This window comes from Bacillus salipaludis (assembly GCF_030938565.1).
GTDB lineage: Bacteria > Bacillota > Bacilli > Bacillales > Cytobacillaceae > Neobacillus > Neobacillus salipaludis_A.
Genome location: NZ_JAVGVR010000001.1, coordinates 3083234 through 3108785, shown reverse-complemented (window position 1 = coordinate 3108785; position 25552 = coordinate 3083234). Strand labels below are relative to the sequence as shown.

Sequence of the window (25552 nt, the reverse complement as noted above, 5' to 3'; positions counted from 1 at the left end):
GTTTCGAACACAGGTAATAAATAAGAATTTTTTTAAAAATATCAATTGGGGAAAATTAGAAATAGAAGATGGATTAGTAAAAAAGAATCGATTGGTTCCTGTCCCTTTCCCTGTTATTCACGGAAAAAACACAGTGTTACCGGTTTGGGATTTTAAGCAGATATTCTTTTTTATTAAACGAACAAACACCTGATACAGTAAACCCAAAGCTATGGGAACAAGCAAAATTAAACCTCCATGCAGGATTGTATAAGATAACAGAAAATATTTATCAAGTAAGAGGTTTTGACATCGCAAATATGAGTGTTATAAAAGGGAAAACTGGTTGGATTGTAATTGATTGTCTAACTAGCACAGAAACTGCAGATGCTGCATTTCAATTAATAACAAATAATTTAGGGAGTTTCCCAATAAAAGCAATTATAATTACTCATTCGCATGTTGATCATTACGGTGGAATTTCAGGAGTTCTTTCTGATAATGAAAAGTCAGTTGTCATCTACGTTCCAAAAGATTTTATGAAATCTGTAATTGAAGAAAATATAACTGCAGGGGTGGCCATGAATAGACGAGGTGCATTTATGTTCGGGCTACACTTGCCACATGATAATAAAGGACAGATAGATAATGGAATTGGTAAAGCATTGCCTACTGGGACAGTGACTTTAATGAATAATGTTGAAGAAATTTCATCTTACGGTCACGTACCCTTTATAGAAAAAATAATTGACGGTGTCACTTTACAATTCCAACTTACTCCGGGAACTGAAGCACCTGCTGAAATGAACATTTATATTCCAAGTGAAAAGTCCTTATGCATTGCAGAAAATTGTTCTGTAACACTTCATAATTTATATACATTAAGAGGGGCCCAAGTTAGGGACCCCATTGCTTGGGCATCCAATTTACAGCAAACCATCGATTTATTTGGTGACGACTTGACTAGTGTTTTTGGAGTACACAACTGGCCACGGTTTGGAAATAATAATTGTATTAACTATTTAGAAAAACAAAGAGATATGTATCAATATATCAATGATCAAACCTTACGATTTATTAATCAAGGGTACACATTGGAAGAAGTTGGACGGATGGTGAAACTGCCAAAAAGCCTAAGTGACGAATGGTATAACAGTTCTTTTTATGGGACAGTTAATCATAATGCAAAGGCAGTCTTTCAAAAATACATGGGTTGGTATAATGGAAATCCAGTCGATTTAAATAAATTACTTCCAGAGGAGTCAGCTAGTAAATACGTGGAATTTATGGGGGGGAAGATGCTGTACTTGAAAAAGCAAAAAAATCTTATCAAGATGGCGAGTATCAATGGGTAGCAGAAGTCACTAAGCAAGTCATTTATTATAATCCAAACAATCAAGAAGCTAAGCTTTTATGTGCAGATGCATTAGAACAATTAGGATATATTGCGGAATCAGCTCCATGGAGAAATGAGTATTTAATGGGGGCCCAAGAACTAAGAGGCGGCAAAAAAACAATTCCAATTTCGACAATAACAAATGATGTGTTAGATACGATTCCCCTTCAAAGTATTTTATATTTATTAAGCATTAGAGTTGATGGAATCAAAGCAGGAGATTTTGATTTTAAAATTAATTTTGTCATTCCCGACCGAAATGAATTAGCCTCAACAGAAATTAAGCGAGGCATATTTAGGTATCTTAAAAATGAGCTAATTAGTGGAGCTGATTTAACTGTTACCATGTGGAAAGATAGATTATACGAACTTGCAACAACTAATATTCAAACCAATAACTCCATAATTATTATCCAAGGAGATAAAAATAAATGGCAATCATTCTTGGGAGTACTGGATAAAATAGATCCTCATTTCAATATTATGACTCCATAAGTCCCCACCCCTCACCGCATCCGTTCATCATACTTTAAATAATTTCACTGGGAGAGCGAACGGAATCTAGTTCGCTTTCTTTCATTTATTATTTATATCCTATAAAAGCTATATTTCTGTCCCTACCTCCAAAACAATTACAACGTGTTATTATCCCTTTCCTCTGCATATTTTTTTACCTTTGCAGAGAAAATAAAATAAATTGAAATGAATCTCAGGTGATCCAAATGAACCTTAACAACAAAACATCAAGTGTTCTCGATTATAATATACAAGCCTTAAATACAATGTTGGGGAAGAGTTCGGATTTTCAAATAAGAGAAATTACTTTGACCAGTATAGATAAGCAAGCAGCAGTTTTGTTCATCGATGAAATCGTAGATTCGAATTCGGTTCAGCAGTACGTAATAGAACCTTTATTATCGTATAAGCTACCGGGATTCCAAACTGATGTGGAACTGCTTTCTTTTATAGAATTATCTGTTATTCAAGTAAAAAAGATTACACGAGTGGAAGATATGAATCTTGCTTCATCTGAGTTACTGAAAGGCAAAACCCTAGTTATTTTGGAAGGAATAAGTACCTTCCTCTCAACTGATACGACAAAATGGAATGCTCGCAGTGTAGAAAGCCCTAAAGGACAACGAGTTGCTAAAGGTCCTGACGTCGGTTTCACTGAAAATAGGAGTACAAACATTTCTCTCGTTCGAAAGATTATCAAAAATCCAAATGTAAGAGTATCCACCAAACAGTATGGAACTAACACCCATACCGACGTATCTGTAATGTACATTGAAAATATAGTGGATAAACAAATACTAGAGACAATCTATAAACGCCTTGAAAACCTCCATTTAGATGCAGTCTTGGAAGCGAATTATATTGAGTCCGTTCTTACAAAGGAGTCCAAGTCTTTTTTTCCACTCGTGCTCAATACAGATCGACCTGATGTAGTAGCAGCCGAAATGCTGGAAGGAAGAATCGCCATCTTTGTAGATGGTTCTCCTTATATCCTAATTGCTCCTGCGGTGCTCATTCAATTTTTCCAAACACCGGAGGACTATTATTTTAGTAATACAGGTTTCATTAATACGCGCTTAATTCGATTTTCACTATTTTTTTTATCCTTATATATTCCTGGCGCATATGTAGCTTTTATGACGTACCATGCAAACTTGTTACCAGTCAAACTGTTAGTGGGGTTTGTATCACAGCGAGAATTAGTACCATTTCCTACCTCGTTAGAAGTAACCATATTGATTATCGTGATTATAGCCATAAACGAAAGCTCCACCCGCTTACAGCAAAACATTGCTGTTACAGTGTCTATTTTTGGAGGGATTATTTTAGGACAGTCTGCAATTGAATCACAATTAGTCGAACCTCCAAGCTTAGTCATCGTAAGTGTTACGTATATTTTAGTTAGTGTTGTCCCTATTTACCAACTGCGAATAACGGCAGCAAATATCACTCTTTGTTTTATAGCCGGGGGTGCAGCTCTTGGCTTTTACGGTATAGCCCTATTGTCACTTGTATTATTACTCCATCTTTGTTCATTGCGTAGTTTTGGGGTACCCTATTTATCTCCTTTTGCTCCGTTCGTTGCTCATGATTTAAAAGATAGCGCGATTCAACTATCACTAGATGAAATGATCAATGATGAGTCTCATTTTACGAAAGAAGAAAATATGGATGAGACAGATGAAGCGTAACAATCAGGTAAAGCAAACGAACACAAAATCAATGATAACCTTGTTTCTTGCGATTGGATTAATCATCTCCATAATCGTTAGCAAACAAGTGCAGGATAGTATGCTAAATAAAATCAGTATAGTTTCCGCAATTGGGATCGATAAAAACGAGAAAGGATACATTGCTAGCATACAAATATATAATCCAACCGCCAACAGCAAAGAAGGAGCTGCTGAAATAGGTGCGTATACATACAGTGCACAAGGAAGGACCATCCCTGAAGCAATCGACCGTATTCATAATAAATTAGCCCGAACTATATTCTTGGATAATACTGAAGTCGCAGTATTAGGGGAATCACTTGTAAAATCTGATGAAATTTCTTCCATCACCCATTACTTTATGCGTGAATCAAATTTACCCGCAAACATCAAGATTGTTATATCTAAGGGAGTAAAAGCGGAAAAATTGCTTCAAATCTTTACACCTGTTCAAAAAATTTCGGGAAACCGATTGGATGAGATGCTCACTAGAAAACGAGAGTCCTGGGGGAATCTCACTGATATTACTTCCAATAAAATTAAGGAAATGGTAAATAGGAAAAGAACTGAATTAACCATCCCTTATATCTCCATAAAGGGTGATTTATTAAAGGGATCTTCGAAGGACAATATTGAAAAAGCTACACCAGAAGCCTTAATTGAGATAGAGGGACTTGCCGTATTCAAACATCAAAGGTTTTCATATTGGCTTTCTTCATCGGAAAGTAACTTATATGGGTTAACAAAAACCAAAATTCGGGATACCACCTTGATAACAAAGTGCCAAAGAGGGTCTGGATATGTAACCTGGAAAGACGTTCGAGGCAAACCTGTTATTCAAATACAAGATAAAAAAGGGGCCCCAGCCTTTCTTCTCCAGCTTCAAATAAAAGGAAAGCTGTCCGACGTATCATGTAATTTAGATACTTCTACCATAAAAGCCATTTCCTCTTTGGAACATGATGCAGAACTTGAACTCCAAAAACAGATTAATCAGCTGATAGTGAAAACGCAAAATAAAAAGACTGATATAAATGGATTTGGGGAAGTTTTGTACCGAAAACAACCAAAAAGGTGGAACAAAGTAAAAAACAACTGGAATTCCGTATACTCAACTGCACAAATTCAAACAAATGTAAAAGTGGATCTTATGGATATAGGAGAAATTTCATCGTCTTTAAAATAGGCTTTGTCCATAGAAAGGAATAGATTAAATGATGATCAAACTGGCTCCATTGGAATTATTCTCCTTAATGATTAACTTTTTGCTTGGAAGTGCCATCGTCGTAGGCTGGAACTTTGAAACTAGTCAAGATGTTTGGATTACCATTTTACTATCGATATTTATAGGGGTAGGAATTTTTTATCTCTACATCATCCTCCACTCTTTAGGAGAATGGGGAAATTTGATTCAACTTATAGAACTAGGATTAGGAAAGTGGGTATCCAAAATACTTGGGCTTATATATAGTCTATACTTTTTATACATCGCAGGAAGGGTTTTAAAAGATTTCTCTTTTTTCATCGGGGAAGTGCTTTTTAACAATATTCCTTTTTGGATTATATCTTTCACGTTTCTTTTGGTGGTGTTTTATAGTTGTTTACTTGGCATTGAAGCTATAGCAAGGAGTTCATTGATTTTATGTGCTTTTTCAATTGTTATCATATTAGTTCTCATGATATTTGGATACCTTTCTCCTTATTTTGAGGTGAGCAATTTAACTCCAATATTCCGGACAAGTTGGAAACAGATAATGTCATCTGTTTTCCCAACCGGATTAACGTTTCCTTATGGCGAGCTTATCGTATTTATGATGCTATTTCCAAATGTAAACAATACTAAAACTTTACGAAAATATGGCTGGATTTCTATATGTTTAACAGGTTTATTGCTGCTTGTAGTCGGAGAAATGATACTGGGCTTATTAAGTTCTGAAACAGTCAACTTATATGTATTCCCATTTGTAAAAGCTTTAGAATTAACTAACATCTTAGATATCCTATCACATTTAGAAGCTTTTGCTGTTCTCCTTAATTTAATTGGTGGATTTGTTAAAATTTCAATCTTTATGTACAGTGGGTTAATGATTCTTGTCCACTTGTTTCCAAAGAGAAATTTAAATCTGATAACCATGATTTCAGCAATCCTAACCTATTTATTCGCATTTACGCTATCTAAAAATATTATTCAACACTTATTCATCGGATTGAAAGTCGTTCCAATTTATTTCCATATTCCATTTCAAATTGTCATTCCATTAATCTTAGTTATCAGTTTGTTCATAAAGAAATTTATAGCGAAATCCTTTTAAAGGAATCCTACCTATCAGGCTTTTAGTTTTGAACCCTTCCCTTATGTGCTATTATTACCATAAATTGAATTCGCCCCTTGTTTAGCTGTTACAAAAATATTCATTCAAATTCAGAATTAAAAGATTGTTTAACCCAAAAGGGTATCCTCTAAATAAAAGAAAGTGCCAGTACCATCCTTTTCCGGATGGTCACTGACACTTTTTACAAATCAAAATGTAATTGGGATGTACAATCTAATAAAAAATCCGATCGCTCTTTCCCATACAAATACAACCGATGCATTGGCCTTGTCATCGCGACGTACAGTAATTTAATGTCTAAGTCTACTTTGGAGAATGGCTCCTCCAAGCATACTACCATAACTGCATCAAACTCCAACCCTTTCGATAAATAAGAAGGCACAATCACCACATACCCCTTCTTCATATCTTCTTTTCCCTCTAACAATTGAATCGAAAGCTGACTTTTTTCAAGGATCGCATGGATTCTTTGACATTCTTTGTCAGTACGTCCAATGATCGCAATGGAGTTCAGATCTTCCTCTTTAAGTGAAGAAATATCATGTTCCAGCTGCAGCCTTACCTGATCCAAATTAGCAGGATCAATCGTTTTAAACCATGGTTTTTGACCGTGCCGGATGACGGGTTCAACCTTTGGTAAGTCCTGATCAATCAACTTCAGGATATCATTGGCCAAATTCATAATTTCAACAGTGGTTCGGTAACTTTTTTGCAGGGCTTGATAATTCCCATTTGGGAAGATCTCTTTTAATACCGGCTCCCAGCTATTTAAACCGCGGTAGGAATGAATCCCTTGTGCTAAATCTCCGACAATGGTAAACAAATCAGTTTCGAAGCCTTCTTTCAAGGCTGCAAATTGAAAATAGCTGTAATCCTGCGCTTCATCAATGAAGATACTGCGCATTTTGTATTTTTCATCGATGCCTTCTAGTTTTGCTTTCATATAAAATAACGGAGCTAAGTCCTCGAGTTCGTAAGCCCCGCGATCAAAAATCCGCTGACAAAATTGACTTAGAACCTTACATTCTTGATCGGTCAGATTGTTGGAATACTTTTTTAGGACTTCAGGTGAGGACATCAATTCCTTGTACAAAGTGAAAACATCTTTCATCACAAACTGTTCCATATACTTTTTTACCGCAGTCTTCGCTTCTTTCTCTACCTGAGCGATTCTTTGTTTTTTCATATCCATGAGGTCGACTACTTTTTGCTTTCTTTTTTCAGTATCGATCCTTCTGCTATAAAGAGCCCGATCTAACGCCTCATCATATTTCGTGTTGATTTTGGTTTTGATGATGGCTTTTTTCGTTTTTAAGTCACTCTCTAGCAGTGATTTTATTTTCGCTATCCTTTTATAGATTGGTAAGTACGTATATTCTTTTAAAAAAAGTCGTTTGAGATTTTGTCCCTTCAGAAGAATTGATTTTTCCACGATAAAATCTTCTGCAGGAGCCAGACTTACTTCCAATTCATATAGATACCCATCGATTGCTTCTTTAAATGCAAGGGACCCCTTATAACTGGACATCCATTGGATGGATTTGGATGCTCCTTTTCCTTCAAGAAGTTTCATCAACTTTGTAGTAGGAGACATCAGTTTTATTTTCTGCCCTAATGAAGCTTTCATGAAATCAATAAAGGTGGTTTGGTTGATTTTATTGACGCCGAGTTCTGGTAAAACGGCAGATATATAATCGATAAATAATCGGTTTGGTGCGAGAATCATGAGTTTTTCTGGAGGAAATTGATAACCAAAGGAATAAAGAAAGTAGGATATTCTATGGAGTGCGATGGTTGTCTTCCCGCTTCCCGCAGCCCCTTGAACAATGATAGGGTGTTTCAGCGATGCTCGGATTACTTCGTTTTGCTCATTTTGAATGGTCGCAACAATTTCAGTTAAGCGATTGTCTGCTTTCCCTGACAAGGATTTTTGCAGCAGTTCGTCATGTGTCGTCAAATCAATGTCGCGGATTTCTTTTAAATACCCCTCGACAATTTCATACTGCCGTTTTAAGGATAAGTAACCCGTTTGGGTCTCCCCATATGCTTCATACGAAACATCCCCGAGCCGGCCGTCATAGTACACATTGGCAATCGGTGACCGCCAATCCACGATGATTGGCTGTTGTGTCACACGGTCAAACAAGGACACTTTACCAATGTACAAGTTTTCTTCCTTTTTTGTGCTATTGCTTGTAAAATCGATTCTTGAAAAATAAGGCTTGCCTACCACACTTTCTAATCTTTTCAGTTCACTTTGAGCTAGCTCAAGGAACCGTGCATTGGCAAGCAGGTCTGTGTAACTTGCACTGCTCTCTTTGTCATCTAGTTCAGCAAGAGCTTGTTTCATGTTTTCAACAAAGAATTCTTTATTTCCTTTTGAGATCTCTAAAACAGTTCTTATGTATTCCTTGGTAAACTCTAAACGCTCCACTTCTTCCTGGTAATCTTTATGGTCCCGGACAGACACCTGATCTTTTGCACTCATCCTGTAATTTCGTCACCTCTCTACTCATTAATGGAAACATGGGATATTAAGATTAACGAAAACATTTATCACCGTCAAGTTTTTATTTCTCAGGGTCAAAGGTGAAGTTTATATTAAAAGAAATCAAAAAAAACATAAAGGATTTTGTTTTGTGGAGCATTACTTAAACACATTACATACACAGTACTGTTTTTTTTCATTAAAGGAGTTTATGTGATGAACTATTCACCTTATTATAACTGGCGTATAGATCCGTACAGGCAACAGTTCAAACTAGTTACAGCGTATACGCTTGGTGTTCCTGTAAATGTTAACCTTCAACTCTTGCCCCCGTTACTCTAAGTGTAATCGTTCACAAAGTCCATTACCAGCCCTTACGATTACACAAAGAAGTAATATGTGTCAGATGATGTCGCCCGTGCCAAGCGTAGATTCCTATATTTCTACCAACTGAAACTTCACCCGAATCTGGGTGGATAAATGTCTTTTCCATATCAGCTGGACTTAGACTTCGTAAAAGGTTTGTCCAGCGTTGGTGCAATGCTTCGAGCAATGATAGTGAAATATCAATTGGTAATGTATAATCAGCAAGTTCCGCCCATTTAGTTTCGTCATAGGGCTTAATTACAGGCTTTTCTTCTGTAAGAGCCAATTTAAAACGAACGTAGGCATTCATATGACTATCCGCAAGGTGATGTATTACTTGTCGAACAGTCCACCCCCCTGACCGATAAGGTGTATTAAGCTGTTCATTATCTAAGTCTTTTACAGCATCTCGTAATAATCTTGGTAAACTTTCAATCTCACTTATCCAATCCTTTGTAATGTTGTTAGTAATCTCACCATTAAATTGAAATGTTCCAATTGGATATTTCATTTCCATCTACTCTTCCTCCTATAAAGTCACTAGTAATTTTTTTGGCTAACTAAATGATATGTCTAAAAATATGTAATTCTACATCATTTCCTTTAAATCCTTTACACCTATATAGGTTTTCACCTACACTATTCGTTAATCCAATAACAAAAGGCTGCCTTTTGTTGCAGCCAGTCTTCAAGAATGGACCCATTAGTTAATTGACTCTACTTTTTATATTACTTGTTTTTTCGATATCGACTTTTAATGGTCGGATTTATCAGATTTCCTTTCAATTGCTAACGCACTAAACGAGATAGGACCAACTACAGCTGCTTCCGCACATGGTGTCGCATTTTCAACTGTAAGCATGTACGTATGAGCCCCAGATCTTACATTTGTATCAATTGCTTGGAATGTTTCTATATAAAATAATTCTGATGAAGGATCTGATTCAGCTCCCGCCTGCGCTTCAAAAATTTGAGAACCATCGTGGAAAATACGAAATTAAACTTGCGATGTTTCTGTGATATCTTCTACATCTACGGTGAAATCGAGATAGATAGAAGAACACGTATCGCAATCGAAATTGAAGAAGAAAAGATTAATTTCCATTTTTTGTATAAAACGAAATACAAATAGTGAAAACTAATATCAGAGCAAGGGAAAATTCACCTTAGATTACACCCTCCACAAAATGCCTTGCTCTTTCAATATTTATATAGACGAATACACAAGCAAAATAATTTGAATGTAATAAAATATATTCACAATAACCTTCAACCATTGTTCTTCGTAACTACATCTTATGTGCGATTGCTAGGAGAAATCCTGGTTTTTTATTTTTGCAAATTATTTATATTACCTTCCTCTTCTACCTAGCCCTTAACATAAAGAAAGAGCACAATTCTTACTGCAGAATTGCGCCCTTTTCTTAAATAAGTTTTATTTGAAATTTAATTTTCTATTGCGATTAAAAATGAAATATTAATTACTGTCTTGAGTTTCTATTAAGCAATGTAGGGCTTCAAACACTTCTCATTGACTTCCATAAAAATAGCTCTAATTATTAAAATGATTAAATTAAGCTCATCTCCCTTTTTTTAATTCCCATTTTAACATCTCATTCACTTTTCCAATTTTATTCATATTCAGCTTTTCTAACACTTTAATGGATGGAATATTATCGTGTAGGCACTCAGCAACTACTTTATCTACATCAACATTTGTAAACGCCCAATTAATAATTTCATTTACGGCTTCAGTTGCATAGCCTTTGTTTTGTGCCGAAGGTATAATTCCATATCCTACTTCAACCGTATTTTCTGAATTAGGTTTACCTTTAAATCCAATATCACCTATAATCGTATTGTTTTCTCTATTGATAACTAGCCATACACCCCAACCTAAATGAGTAGAATCCTCTCTAAGTTTCTCCAAAAACATCTTTATATGAGGGCCTATTTTGTATTCTTCTGTTGAAATCGTTGATAATAATTCATCTGTACACGGAACGATTTTAAGTCTTTCCGTTTGTAATTCCATATTCTTACTCCTCTCTATATTATAATAACTAAGGGATTAATTAACACTCGATTTTCCCCTTTATTGCTATGAATAAATGATATTATACGTTGATTTAAGGACTCCGTTCGAATACTGTTGCATGTCAACTAATTCCATATTTAAACGAGGTTTAACACTGCCAAATAGAGGTATCCCCGTGCCAATCATTACAGGGTTAACTTTTAAGACTAATTGGTCAATAAGTTTATGTTGAATTAATGAACCCGCCAATTTACCTCCCCCGCAGAGCCACAACTTTCCATCTTCCTTCATTTTGAGATCTTGAATAAAGCTTACCGCGTTATTTTTAATTAATTTCACTTCATCGTTTGATTCAAACTGCATTGTGTTTGAGAAAATATAATGCTTCAACTTATATGGGCTAGGCTCACCCGGCTTTAGACCGAATTGAAAGCCGTATTCATATGTTTTTCCCCCCATTAATACCGCATCATATTGTTGAATATCGGAAATGAAATCTGTGAAATGATCACCCTGATTTAAAAATATAGAATCGTCAGCTACTCCATTCAAATCTGCAATAAAATTGTCAAGTGTAATTGCAATATGATAAATCAATTTTGCCATTTAGAAATCCCTCCCCTTTAAAAACTGACTTTCTAAATATATCTCTAAAACTTTTATAAATTCCTATAAATTCCCGAGATTAAAAAATTAGATGAGCTAAATAATTAGTGGGGAAACCTGACTCTTTTTTCACAGTTTGGCACATAAGCGACATAAAGGAGCTTTTACTCTTCTCCGAATATACAGCCACGTTAATCGAATAAGAAAAAGACTGCATTTTTTGCAGCCAGTTTTTTAATGAAAGGAACTCAATAGTTTAAAAACAATATTTTACAATCCGCCTTGTGAAATAAGAAAAAATCCAGTTCCTTATTTCAAAAAATGTTCGTACAATGAGTGTTAGTCCTCGTCTATAACAATTTTTACCCCTTTGATATCTTCCTATTTACTTCCTTATTCGGTGCCTTTCATTTGATAAAAAAGATTTCCTTTATGAAAATAAAATTCTTAAGAAGTTCACTTTCATTGATCGATATACTATTCGTTAAATCTTTCGTTCTCAATACAAACTCTTTAACCCCTATAAATTCTGATTCAGTAATCAGGTAAAATTGTGTTCCTTTTTTATATCCATTAAATTGCCGTTTAAGTGTATATAACTTCATTGATAACCTCTTATGATAAATTAAAATGATTTTTGTTTGTGCTACTTTTTAATAAATGAAATTGTAAAAAATAAGGTACCTAAATACAGGGAGATTAGAAAATGTGAAAAACTTTATTGGAAGCTCCTGCACTTTAATTCAAAAAAAGAAGGCAGCCTCAGCAAACTTTTAATCTACTAATGTTTTTATTTTAAGTGACCTTTTAATTCAAATAATTTATTCTTAATATAAGGTTCGATTTCATCGGGTAATTGATTTAATCTAAAAAATCTGGATTCTATTCCTTGAACACTCTCAAGAGTTATTTCTCCTTCGTACTCGGTACATAAATAACCAATTGCAACAGTATGATACCTTTCATCGACTCGATTTATTAATTCCTTGCCTGAATAGACACCAAACAATTTTAACGCCTTTATTTTTAAACCTATATTTTCAAAGACCATTCGTGTAATACACTCTTCCACGGACTCATTTAACTGTAAAGTTCCACCTGGAATAGTCCACATTCCACCTACATTTCGACTCAGTAAAATTTCTCCTTTGTCATTAATGATAGCTACACTAGGCCGCACAATGATTAGTGGAGAATCCCCAATCATTTCTCTCATGTCTTCACAATAACCCATACATACCTCCAATGATAAAATTCTTTATGAAAGTAAACGAACCTTTTCCTTGATTTTAAACATATGTATACAAAGGAGTGACCTACTCCTCTTAAGATGGCATTTGTCAGCCACCTTCTATGCAAGTTGCAGTGGAACTACCTACAACATAGTTTAATTCTGTTAATAAAACCTGGAGAGTGTTTTCTGTGACCAATATCTGTAATACCTTTCTGTAATTGGAACATTGTATTTTTGAAAAACCTCAACTGTTTCTTCCCACACATCTGTTATAGCTTTTGAAGTCATATTTGATTGAATTACCATAAAATATAACCTCCCTATATCTCCATAATACCATTTTTTCTTCAACTATCTCCCCGTTAGCAGAACAAGAAAAGGAATGCCACAGCAACCTACTCTTAAACTCTTCACTCCGTTAGTTTAAGTGTAATATTTTACAAAGCTAATAGTAAATGTATTAGATTTATTTGGTAAGTTGGTGATGTTGAATTTTCTTCTACAAAATTAGCCTCTTTATTTTTTTCTATTACGGACGCTCAAAGCGATAAACAACAATAAAAATATAAATGCCAATATTAGTGGGAAAAAGGTTAAACTCCAAGATATTGTAGATATTTCACCATTTCCAATTGGACCAATCTTTGGGCGATTCAATTGATAAATATTAAAAACAAAAAATGCTATAAGGAAAATTGACCCAAATAAAAATACATTTTTTCTCACTATTTCGCACCTCTAGTCATTTATCTATGTAGGTAATTCTCCAAAATGTATTAGTTTTCCTTTAACCTCTTATTAACCTGCCAGTTAATTCAATAAGCACAGCTTAATAAGTCTGTATAAATATGTTAGTTTTAAAGAAAAAGCTTAGGATCGCTCGGTCTTTTTCTTCAATGCTGTAAATCTTTATCTAACAAGAGCAAAATCCTTGTCATTTGTAAGCGTTTACAATTATAATAAAGATGGTTGGATAACAAGTGGGGTTATCGCCGGTGTTAGCGAAGGATGGGGCTGATACCACGGAGCAGGATCTAAATCGCTCTCTTTTTTTGTTTATACAATCTATGACATTAGGAACTGGTACATACAAATTCAAAATTGAATACTCAAAAAATGAGCTTGGATATCTTCAAGCTCATTTTTAAGTTTATTATCCATGAAAATCACCTGTATTTTGATTGACCGTTACATATGGATTATCTCCAGTATCAACTTCTTTAACCCAAACTTCCCAATAGCCGTTGCCAATATTCTTGTAGCGACTTGGCGTAACGTGATAACCATCATATAATTCTTTCTCAAAAGAATCCACCCAAGCACCTGTTGGACGGTTTACAGCCTTATCGGACTTATTGGTACTTGAACTTGTGCCTTTGTTTGATGTTCCTTCTTTATTCTCTGTTGGATCATCTGTAGTGGATGACTGTGTATTATAGTTATTTGAGTTATCGCCACCAGATGAAATACTGCATGCTGAAATTCCAACAAATGAAACAGCTAACAAAAAGCCTAAGATAAATTTTTTGCTTTGCTTCACTATTCCAACACTCCTTTTAATAATTTGCTAACGGTAGATGCTCCCAATAAATATTTCCCTTCAAATGAACAATAATAAATCTATATGTCAAAAACCAAAACGGTGTGAAGAATGAGAAAAAAGAAAAAACTTTTCAATAAGAACTCAACTCCATTTTTGATTTTAGCAATTATTCACGTAGTTATGTTTTTGATATTGCTAAAGCGTAAAAACCATAAGGATGTGTGGATTTTACTATTATCCAATATTGGTTTTGCTTATTTATTTGAGTATCCGACCCTCAACTTATTTCATGGTTATAGATACAAACCGTCAATTATGAAAAAGCGTGTTTTTGATACAATCTTAGGAGGGATCTTCTCACAAGCGTTTTATGTACCCATTACAGCTACTTTTCTAACTCTACTCAACAAAAACTGGAAATGGAAAATCAATTTCAGCATTTTTTATTATAGTATTGAGAAATTATTTATCCGATTAAATATATATAAAATAAATTGGTGGAAGCCTATCTACACTCTTGTTTTATTAAATGTTTATTTTTATATTAGTGATGGGTTTTATAAGGCACTATCAACAAAAAAAGATGGGCAATGAACATTGCTCATTACTTGGCTATTGAAGTAGTTTGGATTACTCTAATGTACATTTCTGCAATGAAACGTCTTATTCGATTTGGGCGTGGATATTTTCATACGTGGACTGAACATTTTAAAATAATCCCGTTATACAGTTTGATACTCTCTCTAATCGCTACCATTACTTCTTCAAAGGCAGGGTTGTTTTATAGGATCCTATTACCTCTTATCCATATTATTTTGGATCTCATTTTGGTAAAAATGGATATCTTGAAAGTGAATATCAAACAATTTTTCGTCACTTGTTCTCGATACTTCCTAATGACATTTATTTCAAGATTCTTTTATAAAACCATTCACAAAAAAACCTAGTAACCATTTTCTTGAATGGTTGCACATCTGAAAATCATCTCATCAACAATGTTTGGCCTTCTTATCACACAAAAAAGACCGCCTGTTGACGATCTCCTTTAGCCTGTTTATTTGAGGGACAGGTATACTGTCCCCTCGGTTCACTTATTTTTTCCTTGTCTTTCTTGGGATTTTAAGGCTACTTTTTCCAGTCCATTGTTTGCAAATTCTACATCTGTCTTAGGCATAGCATGATTATTTCTAAATTCCTTGTTCTTTTTTGTAGACATTTTTACCCATCCTCCAATTGAGTTTGTTATCTTATCAAGGATGCCTACACCTATTTCCTCATTCGAGCATCCACCCTTTTAGTTTGCTTTCTTTTTTGTGTGCTATGCTTCCTGCTTTGATTTAACGGACTGGTGTTAACGTTGTCTCTTTAATCTTTAGGCATTCCGCATTGAATTTTTCCACTTCTTCGTAGTTTAAAAGATGCCCTGAATTTTCAAACCAGATCCATTCTTTATGTGGACATTCCAATGTGTGGAAATATTGTTCTGCTACGATAGATGGGACTTGGTAATCATGTCTGCCTGCGAAAAGATAAACGGGAACCTCAAGCTTTGGAGCCGTCTCGATGAAATTAATATCCATTAACTGTTCCCATAAAGAATCCAAAGAAAACTTGCCCCCTTTGATAAAAACGAACCAATCTTTCATGGTATATTCTGGTGCAAATAGAATATTTGAATAGACAAGATTATACATGGTTACGCCGATGAAGGATCCTCCAAGTTTGGCCAGCCACTTTCTTTGAACTCCTAGGTATTTCATATCTAATGGATTATATTCGATCTCCGCTAATTTTTTTAGTGCCTTCTTATGATTGGATTCTTTCGCTTTATTGAGTGTATATTCATAGGAAATTTTTTCGCCTTCCTTCATATTCACTACCTGACCGATCCCTATGTATCCATAGATGAATTCTGGTGCTTTTTGGGACACTAAAACCCCTAGCACCGATCCCCATGAATGTCCTATTAAAAACAGCTTTGGCTGGTTAAAGCGTTTTAACAGGTATTGAATTAATTCAACTGAATCATTTACCATATTTTCAATCGTCAGGTCTTCTTTTTTTAACTCCTTGGAGTAGGATAACCCTGCGCCCCGTTGGTCCCAATTCACTACTGTAAAGTGTTTTTCTAAATCCCTTTGAAATTTAGGAGCCAAGCCGATTTGGGCGGTTCCAGGTCCGCCATGTAAAAACAGCATTAACGGGTTATTTGTGTTTTCTCCTCTAATGAGGATAGTCTGTTTAAGTCCGCCAATCTGGACTTCATCTAAAGTTGTAATCGCTTCGAATTGACTATCAATCTCCTTTGTTTTTCTATAAAACATGATCCCACTTCCCCCTTCATTTAATTTAACAACATTACTGAGACATTGATTGAATAATGAAGAATAGTACATAGGTATGTAACTTAGGGACCATATAGAATGTTTCAAAAATAAAGAAAACCATCTTTCTATGTATCAATACTAAAAAGATAGTTTTACAAGTTTGGGATTATTTTTATTGCTTTTTTACTGGAGTAACTACTGCAAATAAATTTTCGCTTGGATCCGATACATTGAATTCTATTACCTTATAACCATTTTTCCCATCTTTACACATGTTTTTCGCTGGTATTATTAATTGAGTTTTATTCATTGTTCACTCTTCCTTCCTAACATTTTACCCACAGAAGTTACTATATGGGCGGTTGTTAGAATATGTGCATGTGTTTTTGGAAATTCAATATACCCTCTTATAATCCAACCGTTCCGATCAAGGACAAAAGGTAGGGATTCCCCTTTGAAGATGGTCTTCACCGGCTCGATGAAGCACAAAACTAAGGGATATCCTTTTAAAAATGTTCTTCGGCAGCTCAATGAAGGACAAATTTTAGGGATACCCCTTTGAAAATGGTCTTCATAACCTCAATGAAGGACAAATTTTAAGGATTCCCCTTTGCAAATGGTCTTCATAACGTCGATGAAGGACAAATCTCTGGGATTCACCTAGAAAATGTCCTTCATAACCTCAATGAAGGACAAATCTTAAGGATTCCCCTTTGAAAATGGTCTTCATAACTTCGATGAAGGACAAAAATCAAGGATTCCCCTTGGAAAATAGTCTACATACCCAATGAAGGACAAATTTTAGGGATACCCCTTTGAAAATGGTATTCATAACTTCGATGAAGGACAACTCTCTGGGATGCCCCTAGAAAATGGTATTCATAACCTCAATGAAGGACAAAAATCAAGGATTCCCCTTTGAAAATAGTCTTCATAACTTCGATGAAGGACAAATTTTAGGGATACCCCTTTGAAAATGGTCTTCATAACTTCGATGAAGGACAACTCTCTGGGATGCCCCTAGAAAATGGTATTCATAACCTCAATGAAGGACAAAAATCAAGGATTCCCCTTTGAAAATAGTCTTCATAACTTCGATGAAGGATAAATTTTAGGGATACCCCTTTGAAAATGGTCTTCATAACTTCGATGAAGGACAACTCTCTGGGATGCCCCTAGAAAATGGTATTCATAACCTCAATGAAGGACAAAAATCAAGGATTTCCCTTTGAAAATGGTCTTCATAACTTCGATGAAGGATAAATTTTAGGGATACCCTTTTGCAAATGGTCTTCATCAGCTCAATGAAGCACAAATTTTAAGGATTCCCCTTTGAAAATTGTATTCATCAGCTCAATGAAGGAGAAATTTAAGGGATACCCTTTGAAAATGGTCTTCATCAGCTCAATGAAGCACAAATTTTAAGGATACCCCTTTGCAAATGGTCTTCATAACCTCGATGAAGGACAAATTTTAGGGATACCCCTTTGAAAATGGTCTTCATAACCTCAATGAAGCACAAAACTCTGGGAGCACCCTTTAAAAATGGTCTTCATAACCTCAATGAAGCACAAAACCCAAGGATACCCCTTTGAAAATGGTCTTCATAACCTCAATGAAGCACGAAACCCAAGGATACCCCTTTGAAAATGGTATTCATAACCTCAATGAAGGACAAATCTCTGGGATTCCCTTAAAAAATGGTCTTCATAACTTCCAAGAAGCACAAAACTCTGGGAGATCCCTTGGAAAATGGTCTTCATAAGCCAACCGATCAATGGCGAACAGTGCTCATGTTAGACAAAAGCTTAACAGCACCTTGAAACCTTCCCGCCCTTCGCGTTATACCGTGCCTCCTGTGCTTCACAGAAGAACTCTTTTCGCGATTTAACCGGCATGTCCGGATGGTGCAATTCCATATGTTCGACATAGGTTTCATAGCTTGGGACTCCGACCAGCAAACTGATGAATTGCTTCCTGTAGGCGTTGAATTCTCTTATTTTGTTAAGCATAATGTTGAAAATCGCCTCCTGTATCCCGTCCAACATAGGGTGATTCGTTCAACGGTAACTTTTGATTGGTTAGGACTTTAAACCAAATTTGGAGTGCAGAAATTAACACGACAATGACTACAATCATGAAAATGGCTGTAAGCGTTGCATCCACATAATCGTTGATAATCACTTGCTTCATTTGTGCTGCCGTCGTTGCAGGAGCAAGGATTTTTCCCGTAGCATTTGCTTCACTAAAAATATCCGCATGAGCGAGGAAGCCGATTTTCGGATTTTCATGAAATAATTTTTGCCAGCCTGCCGTTAATGTGACAATTAGCAGCCACGTTGTTGGCAACAGTGTGACCCATACATATGCTTTTTTGCCCATTTTGTAAAGAATCGTTGTACCGAGCAGCAAGGCAATTCCGGCCAACATTTGGTTGGCGATTCCAAAAAGCGGCCATAACGTATTGATACCGCCTAACGGATCAATTACGCCTTGATATAAGAAATACCCCCAGCAAGCAACGCACAAGGCTGTTGCAATAATATTGGGAAAGAAAGATTCCGTTTTTGCAAAAGGCTTATAAACCGTTCCAAGTAAGTCTTGAATCATAAAACGCCCTACTCGGGTCCCAGCATCAACGGTCGTTAAAATGAACAAGGCTTCGAACAGGATGGCAAAATGGTACCAAAAAGCCATTAACGCCTTACCGCCAATAATTTTTGAAAAAATCACCGCCATCCCAATCGCAAGGGTTGGTGCACCACCGGTTCTAGAAAGAATCGTTTGCTCCCCCACATCCTTGGCAAGTGTTTGCAGAATATCTGGAGTGATGGTAAATCCCCAACTAGAAACAGTATTTGCTGCTTGGACAACATCCGTTCCGATCAGGGCAGGTGGACTGTTAATCGCAAAATAAACCCCTGGAGTCAATACGCATGCCGCGATCATTGCCATAATGGCCACAAATGATTCTGTCAGCATCGCCCCATATCCAATTGGTCGTGCATGTGATTCACGCTCAATCATTTTAGGGGTTGTACCCGAGGAGACCAGGGCATGGAACCCAGAAACGGACCCACAGGCAATGGTAATAAATAAGAATGGAAAGAGATTCCCGGCAAATACCGGACCCGTCCCATCAATAAATTTCGTCAGGCCAGGCATTTCCAGATTCGGTGCAACAATAATGATTCCTAGGGCTAATGCAAGAATCGTTCCCACCTTTAAAAACGTACTTAAATAATCACGAGGTGCTAATAGAAGCCATACAGGTAAAACTGAAGCAATAAATCCATAGATGATCATCATGATGGCGATGGTTTCCCCTTTAAAGGTGAACAGCTTAGCTAATTCAGGAGTTTCAGCTACTGTTTGACCGTAATAGAGGGAGAAAAGTAATAATACAATTCCGATTATGGATGCTTCACCAACCCGGCCTGGACGAATATAACGCATGTAAATTCCCATAAAAATTGCAATTGGTATCGTGGCTGCAATGGTAAACATCCCCCATGGACTGCCCGTCAATGCTTTCACGACCACCAGGGCCAATACGGCTAATAGAATAATCATAATTCCTAAAATACCAATCATCGAGATCAAACCAGTGACGCGGCCCATTTCATCTTTAATCATTTCACCGAGTGACTTTCCATTTCGCCGCATTGAGCCAAATAGAATGATAAAGTCTTGAACCGCACCAGCCAGCACCACCCCAACGACAATCCAGATGGTTCCAGGCAAATATCCCATTTGGGCTGCAAGAATGGGCCCGACTAATGGTCCTGCACCGGCAATGGCTGCAAAGTGGTGGCCGAAGAGAACCCATTTGTTTGTTGGTACATAATCTTTTCCGTCGTTATGGATTTCTGAAGGTGTTTTGCGTCTGTCATCAAGCTGGAACACCTTATGAGCAATAAACCTGCTATAGAATCGATAAGAAATGGCATAGACACATACTGCAGCTGTTAAAAGCCATACGGCATTAATGCTTTCGCCGCTGTTTAAGGCCATTACAGCAAAACCTGCCGCACCGAGAGCTGCTATTAGCCCCCAAAATAAAATCGATCTAAGCGCTTTCATTCACATCGCCACCTTTTCTAAAATATACCAATATTGTAATTTATTATTCAGAAGATTAAAATAACTCCTTAGTCCTATTCTGTTGTTTCTATCGGTTTTTCGAATATAAATCCAGAAACAGCCATATCCACTTCTACTCTTTTTACCAATTTACTTTAACAACTAGTCGAATTGAGTTTAATTTATGGTTAACATAATATTATTACGAGAACCTATAATCATAAGAATATAATCTAATTCTTGATCTAAATAAGAACCTTTTAAATTAGAAGATGCTAGTATATTGCAATTCAACGGGATAAGACGCCAGATTTCCCGTGTTATTGAGATAGAGATCATATTGCACTAGAATAGTGTATTTTAAAAAAATTCAAAAACCTGAATTTTTTTTTTAGTCTTTTTGTAGATTTTTGTTTATTTTTGTAGTCCGCAATTTATATTAAAAACAGAATTTATAGTAAAGACAAAATTCTCATCCAGATGGAATGAAAGCGCTTTTTTCAAAATAGGGGAAACTCTTTTATCTAAAAGAGTTTATATAAAGCTACTAAAATTTTAATATGAGGTGATGGAATGCAAGAATTACTGCAAAATCTGGTTGGTGTAACAAACGATTTCCTTTGGTCAAAATTACTCATTATTATGCTTGTTTTCTCCGGTCTTTATTTTACATTCAAATCGAAATTTGTACAGTTTCGAATGTTAAAGGAAATGGTTCGCGTTTTAATGGAAGGAAGAACGAGTTCTAAAGATCACGTTTCTCCATTCCAAGCCTTCTGTATAGGCATGGCCGCCCGCGTCGGGACAGGCAATATCACCGGAATTGCGATTGCAATTGCTTTAGGCGGTCCTGGAGCGGTATTCTGGATGTGGATTATTTCGATTATTAGCTCAGCATCCAGCTTTATTGAAAGTACGTTAGCGCAAGTATATAAAGTAAAAGATAAAAATGGTTTCCGCGGCGGTCCTTCCTACTATATGGAAAAAGGATTAAACAAACGTTGGATGGGCGTATTTTTCTCCATTTTAATTACTCTTTCTTTCGGTCTCGTTTTCAATTCTGTACAATCCAATACGGTTTCCATTGCTTTTGAGAACTCCTTTGGCGCAAATCGTTTAACTTTAGGGATTATCATGGCCATCGCTTTCGCTGCGATCATCTTTGGCGGTGTGAAGCGGATTGCAAAAATGGCTGAATACAAAGTTATGGTTCTAGCCGTATTATACATTGGTTGCGCCTTATTTGTGGTTATTACCAACATCACAAAAATGCCAGAAGTTCTTTCTCTTATTGTAAAAAATGCGTTTGGCCTTCAACAAATCGCAGGCGGTTCCATCGGTGCTGCGCTGATGAATGGAGTTAAACGCGGTTTATTCTCGAATGAAGCTGGTATGGGGAGTGCACCAAACGTTGCCGCAACAGCCACAACCAGTCACCCGGTGAAACAAGGACTGATCCAAGCATTTGGCGTATTAACGGATACACTGATCGTTTGTACAAGCACTGCCTTTATTATTTTACTTTCTGATGCTTGGAAAAAACCAGGGTTAGAGGGAATTGCCCTTACACAAGCGGCATTAAGTGAACATGTCGGTTCTTGGGCATCCGGCTGTCTTGCAATCTTTATTTTCTTATTTGGATTCGGTGCATTAATTGGTAACTACTATTACGGGGAAACAAATATTCGATTCTTAAACACAAACAAAGTATGGCTGATAATATACAGAGCAAGCGTGTTAGCCATGATAATATTCGGTTCGGTGGCAAAGATCCAGGTTGTATGGGATATGGCGGATTTATTTATGGGCTTCATGGTTATTGTGAACTTAATCGCCATTCTTTTATTATCAAAAGTGGCATTTGCTGCCTTACAAGATTACGTGAAACAGAAAAAAGCCGGCAAAGATCCTGTTTTTTATAAAGATAGCATTGAAGGTATTGAAAACGTTGAATGCTGGGAGTATTCCGAAGAGGATTCAACTTCAAAAATAGCAAATTAGATGTATAAAAAAGATGTTCAGACCTGGTCTGAGCATCTTTTTTTAGAAAAATAGAATATGAACTGTTCGCCATCTGAGTTTGCCACCCTCTTACTTGCGTTTGCACTCTTCCAAATGGCGAATAGCTGATCCCGACAAGAGGATCAGCTATTCCGTTTAACATAGACTCCCCCAACCTAAACACGTTTTGCAACTTGTTAATGGGATGATTCTCCTGGTAAGGGATCCATTTCATTCATCATCTTTTGCAGCGCAATAATTTTCTTATTCAATTGTTGGCTGATTTTTCTTACTTCCGGATCATAGATCCCCTTATTCTGTACTGCATCATACATAATCCGCCGGTCTTCATTTATACCCTTGCTTAATTCCAGTGCATTCTTAAGAAGCATTATCCCTCTTTCCTTTCTATAAATCTTCATTATTATTTAAGGACTCTAAGCAGTTGCTGAAGCCTAGCAAGGTCATTAAAATATTAACCCTAAAACATTGGAGTGTTTTCATTCGAATAGAATGTGATAATATAAAAAACATCTCCGATAAACTATAACTATTCCACTTTTACCAAAAAATTCCTTAGGACAGAGTCCTTCATATTAGCAAACTGACCTATAAATTATGAATTTGGGTGTTTCACGTCCTTGTGATCCGCAAAGTACACTTGATTACTGTAAACCGTCACTACCGTTTTTATGTTTACACCTCTTATTTATAAATTGCCCTTAAGCGCTTTCACATTTATTCTAATAAGAACGTACCTATAATCTATAATGTGACCTACATAATTAGACAAAAAAACACAAAATATCTTTTTGAAATTTTTATGTTAATGAAAAAGAGGCATTAAGAATTCTCCAAAACGTAAAAATGTCCCCCTTTTTTTATAACAATTGAATACCGCCCTCTGCTTTTGATTCAAATTTATGATGGTTCAAGAGATCCAGGTTTCGCCCAATATTATTGGATTCTCGAAGGCGAATCAGCCACAGCCCGGCTTTTAACATCCAAATCTCAGGATATGCAACCTTTTTACCAATTGCTTCAATCTCATGATTCCGATTGATTATGAGCTGCTCCCAATCCGATTCTTTTGCAGCAGCCAGTTTCTGTGCAAAGTCCCAAGCATAATTACGTGCTTTCTCCATACTGAAATTGATGATGGCTTTCGAAGCATTCGGATCAATCCGGTCCAAAAATCCAATCCATGGCGAAATCTGATCCAGGTCACTTCTAACCTCATCGACGAGCGAAGCCAATATACTGTTTATTTTCATGAAATCATCTTTTAGCGATGAAATATCAGCATTTTTACCGGTCATGGCAGCAGCTACCCCTAAATCGAGATTGATATGGACATTCATGCCGAGCAGTAAATGCTGAAGAACAATCGGTCTTCGTTTTCGTGTGCAACGAAAGGCGACTTGCCAGCTGAGGTTGGTCGGTTTTCCGTTTAAATAGTCATTCAGCGCATTCAGATAGTAATTGGCAAAACATACATCCAAACGCTCCATTCTGACTCCGTCTTCAAATTCGTTATTCAGAATACCTGTTTTCACTCGAACAGTTACCATTCGGTACAAAGAAGCAAAATAGCCGATTTTGTTTTTATTTTCGATACTCATTGCAATAATTTGGTCCAATTGCCAAATGACTTCATCAATTGACCTGGCATTTCCCAACGTAATGGATGGTCGATTCATTTCTCATTCTCCTAACCTCATAAAATCTCTTTGGTGATAGTCCAAATTAAATTACATAATCAAAGGGACGGATCCTTCCGCCCCTTATTTGTTCAATATTATGTCATATCGATGGTTAAAATGAAGCTATTTTTTATGGAATAGGTAAAAAAATTGGACAAGACCTAGTTACCCTACTAATATAGAAATAGCTATAATGATTAAAAAATCCTTGAGGTGAAGATCCATTGGAATATCATTCAGATTCAGAAGAACAACATGAAGATGAAGAAAAAATGAATGACGAAGAATATAGAGTTAGTGAGTACCCTACTAGACAGGAAGCGAGAAGGGAACCTACTAGAGAATCAAGACAATCGTTTAAGGACAGGAAAAAGAACCAAGAAGATGTAGAGGAAAAGACGGAAGGTGCCACCCCCTCTAATTCCAGATCGTCAAAAAAGATAAAGAAAACGAAATCGAAAACGAAATTGGAGATGTCCTGGGTAAAGCTAGTCTTTAAGATTTTTGTAGTAGCAGCTGTTTGGTATAACTTCCATTTCCTACTAAACTACATGAAAGGTCCTGCCAGCCCTTTTACCGCAACTTTAATGGTGATTGGAATATGTGCAGTCGTTAATTTTGCTGCTATTTGGATTCTTTTTTATAAACGTGCCTTTATAAGATTTTATCTATCCTTAATAGCCGTTATAGGATCATTCGCGTATTACGGCTATGTAAATTATACTCAAAATTCCTTTTTGGGGAATAACAAGATTACTTCGTTGATTGTTGCTGTTTCCGTTTTGATGGCGCTAAATCCTAGAACATACTCTTTTCCGAGAGGCATCGTATTTCTATTGATTCCGATAGTAGGAATCTATTTTAGTGGCAATCAATTCGCACTTGTTTGGACCCTCATGTTCAATGCAGGATTAATTCTAATGTTTAGAAAGTCTAAAGCAAATAAGTCAAAAGATAGAAAAAGGAAGAACGAGCAAGATAGAAAAAATAAAAAGCAAACAGCTTAAATTTAGCGAAACCAGTCTGATAATTAGGCTGGTTTTTAATATTACAAAATTTAAAGTTTTTTTAAGAAGTTTAAGAACATCCCTTCACATATTCTAAAAGTATGTTAACCTTTTCCAAGTTCGAATTGGTCGACTCCCTGACCGTCGCCCTAGGTTGTCTGTTGATAGTGGCAGGCTTGCAATTTCCACCTTCTTTGTATCCCACCCCTTCTGCCCCTAT

Annotated in this window: 22 protein-coding genes and 2 pseudogenes; 8 read left to right on the top strand and 16 right to left on the bottom strand. The window is 36.2% G+C overall.

What is annotated here, in order from left to right; genetic code table 11:
• Positions 1-299: 299 nt before the first annotated feature.
• The 5 genes and pseudogenes from RCG21_RS15420 to RCG21_RS15395 all read left to right on the top strand — a co-directional run.
• Positions 300-1426, top strand: a pseudogene (locus tag RCG21_RS15420) (alkyl/aryl-sulfatase); the annotation flags it as partial.
• A 33-nt stretch (positions 1427-1459) separates the two neighbouring features.
• Positions 1460-1870, top strand: coding sequence for an alkyl sulfatase C-terminal domain-containing protein (locus tag RCG21_RS15410; RefSeq protein ID WP_308913359.1), 411 nt, complete (start codon positions 1460-1462; stop codon positions 1868-1870).
• A gap of 227 nt (positions 1871-2097) precedes the next feature.
• Positions 2098-3582, top strand: coding sequence for a spore germination protein (locus RCG21_RS15405; RefSeq protein ID WP_133339560.1), 1485 nt, complete (start codon positions 2098-2100; stop codon positions 3580-3582).
• On the top strand, positions 3563-4789 hold the full coding sequence (locus RCG21_RS15400; protein WP_165976396.1) for a Ger(x)C family spore germination protein: 1227 nt from the start codon (positions 3563-3565) through the stop codon (positions 4787-4789). Before RCG21_RS15405 ends, RCG21_RS15400 begins: the two co-directional genes overlap by 20 nt.
• Before the next feature lie 28 nt (positions 4790-4817).
• A complete protein-coding gene (locus RCG21_RS15395; protein WP_133339556.1) occupies positions 4818-5915 on the top strand; it encodes a GerAB/ArcD/ProY family transporter in 1098 nt (365 codons plus the stop codon).
• Between the two features lie 202 nt (positions 5916-6117).
• Here the strand turns inward: RCG21_RS15395 and helD are convergent, their stop codons facing one another.
• The 9 genes and pseudogenes from helD to RCG21_RS15350 form a co-directional block, all read right to left on the bottom strand.
• Positions 6118-8424, bottom strand: a complete 2307-nt coding sequence (gene helD / locus RCG21_RS15390; protein ID WP_133339554.1) for an RNA polymerase recycling motor HelD — start codon at positions 8422-8424, stop codon at positions 6118-6120.
• Between the two features lie 364 nt (positions 8425-8788).
• The gene (locus tag RCG21_RS15385) at positions 8789-9307 is read right to left on the bottom strand and encodes a YfiT family bacillithiol transferase (RefSeq protein ID WP_133339552.1); all 519 of its coding nucleotides are present in this window, start codon (positions 9305-9307) and stop codon (positions 8789-8791) included.
• 237 nt (positions 9308-9544) lie between these two features.
• Positions 9545-9829, bottom strand: a pseudogene (locus RCG21_RS15380) (exosporium protein C); the annotation flags it as partial.
• Between the two features lie 540 nt (positions 9830-10369).
• On the bottom strand, positions 10370-10825 hold the full coding sequence (locus tag RCG21_RS15375; RefSeq protein WP_133339550.1) for a GNAT family N-acetyltransferase: 456 nt from the start codon (positions 10823-10825) through the stop codon (positions 10370-10372).
• Between the two features lie 66 nt (positions 10826-10891).
• Positions 10892-11434, bottom strand: coding sequence for a dihydrofolate reductase family protein (locus RCG21_RS15370; RefSeq protein ID WP_133339548.1), 543 nt, complete (start codon positions 11432-11434; stop codon positions 10892-10894).
• 407 nt (positions 11435-11841) lie between these two features.
• Complete coding sequence (locus RCG21_RS15365) at positions 11842-12039, bottom strand: hypothetical protein (RefSeq protein ID WP_026575535.1); 198 nt, start codon at positions 12037-12039, stop codon at positions 11842-11844.
• 185 nt (positions 12040-12224) lie between these two features.
• Positions 12225-12668, bottom strand: coding sequence for an NUDIX domain-containing protein (locus RCG21_RS15360; protein ID WP_133339546.1), 444 nt, complete (start codon positions 12666-12668; stop codon positions 12225-12227).
• Positions 12669-12830: 162 nt separating this feature from the next.
• Positions 12831-12974, bottom strand: coding sequence for a hypothetical protein (locus RCG21_RS15355; protein WP_308913358.1), 144 nt, complete (start codon positions 12972-12974; stop codon positions 12831-12833).
• A gap of 847 nt (positions 12975-13821) precedes the next feature.
• Positions 13822-14208 carry a hypothetical protein gene (locus RCG21_RS15350; RefSeq protein ID WP_208025426.1) on the bottom strand — a complete coding sequence of 129 codons (387 nt, stop codon included), beginning with the start codon at positions 14206-14208 and terminating at the stop codon, positions 13822-13824.
• A gap of 111 nt (positions 14209-14319) precedes the next feature.
• Here RCG21_RS15350 and RCG21_RS15345 point away from each other — a divergent pair, with 111 nt between their 5' ends.
• Positions 14320-14805 (top strand): hypothetical protein, encoded by a 486-nt coding sequence (locus RCG21_RS15345; protein ID WP_308913357.1) that lies wholly within the window; start codon positions 14320-14322, stop codon positions 14803-14805.
• 493 nt (positions 14806-15298) lie between these two features.
• On the opposite strand, the gene RCG21_RS15340 is transcribed toward RCG21_RS15345, so the two are convergent.
• The 5 genes from RCG21_RS15340 to RCG21_RS15320 form a co-directional block, all read right to left on the bottom strand.
• Entirely contained in the window at positions 15299-15427 is a 129-nt protein-coding gene (locus tag RCG21_RS15340; RefSeq protein WP_268884143.1) for a hypothetical protein, read from the bottom strand.
• 121 nt (positions 15428-15548) lie between these two features.
• Positions 15549-16535, bottom strand: a complete 987-nt coding sequence (locus RCG21_RS15335) for an alpha/beta fold hydrolase (protein ID WP_165976395.1) — start codon at positions 16533-16535, stop codon at positions 15549-15551.
• Between the two features lie 175 nt (positions 16536-16710).
• Complete coding sequence (locus RCG21_RS15330; RefSeq protein ID WP_165976394.1) at positions 16711-16848, bottom strand: hypothetical protein; 138 nt, start codon at positions 16846-16848, stop codon at positions 16711-16713.
• A gap of 1498 nt (positions 16849-18346) precedes the next feature.
• On the bottom strand, positions 18347-18550 hold the full coding sequence (locus tag RCG21_RS15325; protein ID WP_133339540.1) for a YbdD/YjiX family protein: 204 nt from the start codon (positions 18548-18550) through the stop codon (positions 18347-18349).
• Entirely contained in the window at positions 18543-20621 is a 2079-nt protein-coding gene (locus RCG21_RS15320; protein ID WP_308913356.1) for a carbon starvation CstA family protein, read from the bottom strand. Before RCG21_RS15320 ends, RCG21_RS15325 begins: the two co-directional genes overlap by 8 nt.
• Positions 20622-21194: 573 nt before the next feature.
• Between RCG21_RS15320 and RCG21_RS15315 the strand changes: the two genes are divergently transcribed.
• A complete protein-coding gene (locus tag RCG21_RS15315; protein ID WP_133339536.1) occupies positions 21195-22622 on the top strand; it encodes an alanine/glycine:cation symporter family protein in 1428 nt (475 codons plus the stop codon).
• 197 nt (positions 22623-22819) lie between these two features.
• Here the strand turns inward: RCG21_RS15315 and RCG21_RS15310 are convergent, their stop codons facing one another.
• Complete coding sequence (locus RCG21_RS15310) at positions 22820-23014, bottom strand: Spo0E family sporulation regulatory protein-aspartic acid phosphatase (RefSeq protein ID WP_165976392.1); 195 nt, start codon at positions 23012-23014, stop codon at positions 22820-22822.
• Between the two features lie 489 nt (positions 23015-23503).
• The gene (locus tag RCG21_RS15305; RefSeq protein ID WP_308913355.1) at positions 23504-24322 is read right to left on the bottom strand and encodes a DUF5995 family protein; all 819 of its coding nucleotides are present in this window, start codon (positions 24320-24322) and stop codon (positions 23504-23506) included.
• A 227-nt stretch (positions 24323-24549) separates the two neighbouring features.
• On the opposite strand from RCG21_RS15305, the gene RCG21_RS15300 reads away from it, so the two are divergent.
• Positions 24550-25332, top strand: coding sequence for an APC family permease (locus tag RCG21_RS15300; protein WP_133339530.1), 783 nt, complete (start codon positions 24550-24552; stop codon positions 25330-25332).
• The last annotated feature ends 220 nt before the right edge of the window (positions 25333-25552 follow it).

Bases quoted from the DNA above. Each gene is read 5' to 3' on its own strand.
- RCG21_RS15305 (WP_308913355.1), bottom strand. From the start codon at position 24,322: ATGAATCGACCATCCATTACGTTGGGAAATGCCAGGTCAATTGATGAA.
- RCG21_RS15315 (WP_133339536.1), top strand. From the start codon at position 21,195: ATGCAAGAATTACTGCAAAATCTGGTTGGTGTAACAAACGATTTCCTT.
- RCG21_RS15405 (WP_133339560.1), top strand. From the start codon at position 2,098: ATGAACCTTAACAACAAAACATCAAGTGTTCTCGATTATAATATACAA.
- RCG21_RS15340 (WP_268884143.1), bottom strand. From the start codon at position 15,427: ATGTCTACAAAAAAGAACAAGGAATTTAGAAATAATCATGCTATGCCT.
- RCG21_RS15395 (WP_133339556.1), top strand. From the start codon at position 4,818: ATGATGATCAAACTGGCTCCATTGGAATTATTCTCCTTAATGATTAAC.
- RCG21_RS15385 (WP_133339552.1), bottom strand. From the start codon at position 9,307: ATGGAAATGAAATATCCAATTGGAACATTTCAATTTAATGGTGAGATT.
- RCG21_RS15400 (WP_165976396.1), top strand. From the start codon at position 3,563: ATGAGACAGATGAAGCGTAACAATCAGGTAAAGCAAACGAACACAAAA.
- RCG21_RS15325 (WP_133339540.1), bottom strand. From the start codon at position 18,550: ATGCTTAACAAAATAAGAGAATTCAACGCCTACAGGAAGCAATTCATC.
- RCG21_RS15335 (WP_165976395.1), bottom strand. From the start codon at position 16,535: ATGTTTTATAGAAAAACAAAGGAGATTGATAGTCAATTCGAAGCGATT.
- RCG21_RS15345 (WP_308913357.1), top strand. From the start codon at position 14,320: ATGAGAAAAAAGAAAAAACTTTTCAATAAGAACTCAACTCCATTTTTG.
- RCG21_RS15360 (WP_133339546.1), bottom strand. From the start codon at position 12,668: ATGGGTTATTGTGAAGACATGAGAGAAATGATTGGGGATTCTCCACTA.
- RCG21_RS15310 (WP_165976392.1), bottom strand. From the start codon at position 23,014: ATGCTTCTTAAGAATGCACTGGAATTAAGCAAGGGTATAAATGAAGAC.
- RCG21_RS15365 (WP_026575535.1), bottom strand. From the start codon at position 12,039: ATGAAGTTATATACACTTAAACGGCAATTTAATGGATATAAAAAAGGA.
- RCG21_RS15370 (WP_133339548.1), bottom strand. From the start codon at position 11,434: ATGGCAAAATTGATTTATCATATTGCAATTACACTTGACAATTTTATT.
- RCG21_RS15320 (WP_308913356.1), bottom strand. From the start codon at position 20,621: ATGAAAGCGCTTAGATCGATTTTATTTTGGGGGCTAATAGCAGCTCTC.
- RCG21_RS15355 (WP_308913358.1), bottom strand. From the start codon at position 12,974: ATGGTAATTCAATCAAATATGACTTCAAAAGCTATAACAGATGTGTGG.
- RCG21_RS15410 (WP_308913359.1), top strand. From the start codon at position 1,460: ATGGGGGCCCAAGAACTAAGAGGCGGCAAAAAAACAATTCCAATTTCG.
- RCG21_RS15375 (WP_133339550.1), bottom strand. From the start codon at position 10,825: ATGGAATTACAAACGGAAAGACTTAAAATCGTTCCGTGTACAGATGAA.
- RCG21_RS15330 (WP_165976394.1), bottom strand. From the start codon at position 16,848: ATGAATAAAACTCAATTAATAATACCAGCGAAAAACATGTGTAAAGAT.
- helD (WP_133339554.1), bottom strand. From the start codon at position 8,424: ATGAGTGCAAAAGATCAGGTGTCTGTCCGGGACCATAAAGATTACCAG.